This is a genomic window from Burkholderia sp. HAN2018 (genome assembly GCF_024704855.1).
GTDB classification, from domain to species: Bacteria; Pseudomonadota; Gammaproteobacteria; order Burkholderiales; family Burkholderiaceae; genus Burkholderia; species Burkholderia cepacia.
In genome coordinates this window covers 1-2,418 of the sequence record NZ_QOBB01000447.1, presented here as the reverse complement: position 1 = coordinate 2,418, position 2,418 = coordinate 1, and the positions used below count along the sequence as shown (strand labels likewise).

General features: G+C 69.2%; 2 protein-coding genes and 1 pseudogene. 2 read left to right on the top strand and 1 reads right to left on the bottom strand.

Features of this window, described 5'->3' with window-relative positions; genetic code table 11:
• A pseudogene (locus DPV74_RS40795) lies at window positions 1-432 on the top strand (DMSO reductase); the annotation flags it as partial.
• 26 nt (window positions 433-458) lie between these two features.
• Here DPV74_RS40795 and DPV74_RS40790 read toward each other — a convergent pair.
• A complete protein-coding gene (locus DPV74_RS40790) occupies window positions 459-1,211 on the bottom strand; it encodes an IclR family transcriptional regulator (protein ID WP_060208178.1) in 753 nt (250 codons plus the stop codon).
• Window positions 1,212-1,421: 210 nt separating this feature from the next.
• Here DPV74_RS40790 and DPV74_RS40785 point away from each other — a divergent pair, with 210 nt between their 5' ends.
• The gene (locus tag DPV74_RS40785; RefSeq protein ID WP_060194741.1) at window positions 1,422-2,411 is read left to right on the top strand and encodes an AAA family ATPase; all 990 of its coding nucleotides are present in this window, start codon (window positions 1,422-1,424) and stop codon (window positions 2,409-2,411) included.
• Window positions 2,412-2,418 lie beyond the last annotated feature (7 nt).

Here is a 2,418-nt window from a genome sequence, read left to right as displayed (position 1 = left end):
GCGCTGGTCGGCCGGCTCGCGGCGGCCGCGTGCGTGCTGACGCTCGCGGGCTGCGTCGCACGGCTCGCGTCGCTCGCGCGCAATGCGCGGCTGCGGCCGAAGTCGACCGTGCAGAGCGCGACCGGTATTCGCCACGAGAAGGTCGAACAGAAGTCGCGCGGTTTCACGGCCAGCGCGTTCAATACGCGGGAGTTCTTTCACGGGCAGGGCAACGGCACGTTGCGTGCGGTGAAGGCCGGCTTCCTGACCGGCGCATTCGCGGTGCCGTTCGTCCTGACCGGCGCGGGCGCGCTCGCGCCGACGTCGGTCGCGGCGGCCGTCGTGCTCGGCGCGGCATTCGTGATCCAGTATGCGGGGCTGGTCGCGGAACGCTGGTTCTTCTTCGCGGATGCGCGGCATCCGCAGAACATCTACTACCAGCGCGCGTCATGACGTTGCGCGCGTGCCGCCGCGCGGCGCTAGAAGGTGGCCGCGAGCGCGCCGGCCGCTTCCTGCAGGCGCGGCACGCAGTCGAGCAGCCGCGACAGCGGCGCGCGCGACACGGGCGCATGCACGGCGACCGCGGCGATGCACGCGCCGTCGTCGCCGACGACCGGTGCCGCGATGCACGCGATGCCCGCGACGAATTCCTCGTTGTCGATCGCGACGCCCTTGTGCGCGGTGCGGTCGAGTTCGGCTTCGAGCAGTTCGGGATCGGAGATCGTATTCGGCGTGTAGCGCGGCAGCGCCAGCGCGCGCACCAGCGCGGCGCGCTCGTCGCGCGGCAGCAGCGCGAGCAGCAGCTTGCCGCTGGCGCTGCAATGCGCGGGCACGCGCGAGCCGGGCTTCAGGTCGAGGCGCAGCGGCCAGTCGGCTTCGACGCGGTCGAGATAGACGACTTCCGTGTCGTACAGCGCGGTGAGGTTGCAGGTTTCGCCGAGATCGGCGACGAGCCGTTCGAGGATCGCATGGCGAAGCCGGCGCGCGCCCGCATGCAGCATCACGCCGGTGCCGAGCCGGGCGAGGCGCGGGCCGATCGCGTACGCGTTCTTGCGGCCCGGCTCGCGGATCACGAGGCCGCCGGCTTCGAGCGACGCGAGCATCCGGTGCAGCGACGCCTTCGGGATATCGACTTCGCGCACGAGATCGGCGAGCGACACGGCATCGCCGGCCTGGACGAGATGTTCGAGCAGCGCGAAGGCGCGCAGCGTGGGCGTATCCGCGGGCAGCATGGCAGGCGTTCCGGAAACTGGACTGCGGCCATTGTACCGAACGGCCCGACAGGCCGGCCGCGCGGGGCGGCGGGTGCGGCAAGCCGGCACGGATAACCGGCGATGGAACGAATCGTTCCGTAAACAACGATCGACGCCCGCGCATCGGGTAGCGACACGCAAACACCGACAAACACCGACAAAGACAGGCAACGACAGGAGCGCAACGCAATGGAAGGGGTGACGAACAAGCCGGACTGCATGGTGTCGGTCCGCGAACGGTTCGGGTTCGATTCGGACCTGATGGTGCCCGCGTTCAGCGCACGCGACGACCACGTGCCCGATATCGACGACGCATACCGTTTCAACCCGGACGTCACGCTCGCGATCCTCGCCGGCTTCGCGTGCAACCGCCGCGTGCTCGTGCAGGGGATGCACGGCACCGGCAAGTCGACGCATATCGAACAGGTCGCGGCCCGGCTGAACTGGCCGTGCGTGCGCGTGAACCTCGACGGCCACATCAGCCGGCTCGACCTCGTCGGCAAGGATGCGATCGTCGTGCGCGACGACATGCAGGTGACCGAGTTCCAGGAAGGCATCGTGCCGTGGGCGCTGCAGCGGCCCGTCGCGCTGATCTTCGACGAATACGATGCGGGGCGGCCCGACGTGATGTTCGTGATCCAGCGGATTCTCGAACGCGACGGCAAGTTCACGCTGCTCGACCAGAACCGCGTGATCCATCCGCATCCGTCGTTCCGGCTGTTCGCGACGGCGAACACGGTTGGCCTCGGCAACCTGAACGGGCTGTATCACGGCACGCAGATGCTCAACCATGCGCAGATGGATCGCTGGAACGTGGTCGCCACGCTCGACTATCTGCCGCGCGACGAGGAGATCGGCATCGTGCGTGCGCGCGTGCCCGAACTCGCCGACGAAGCCGGCCGCCCGCTGCTCGAATCGATGGTGAGCCTCGCGGAGCTTACGCGCAACGGCTTCGCGACCGGCGATTTGTCCACGCTGATGTCGCCGCGCACGGTGATCAACTGGGCCGAGAACTGCCGGATTTTCCGCGATCCGGCGCTCGCGTTCCGGCTCACGTTCCTGAACAAGTGCGACGACGCCGAGCGGCCCGTCGTCGCCGAGTATTACCAGCGCTGCTTCGGCGAGGAACTGGCGGTTGCGTCGCGCGCCGGCGGCGGCGCGCCGGGAGCCGGGCGGTGAGCGCCGA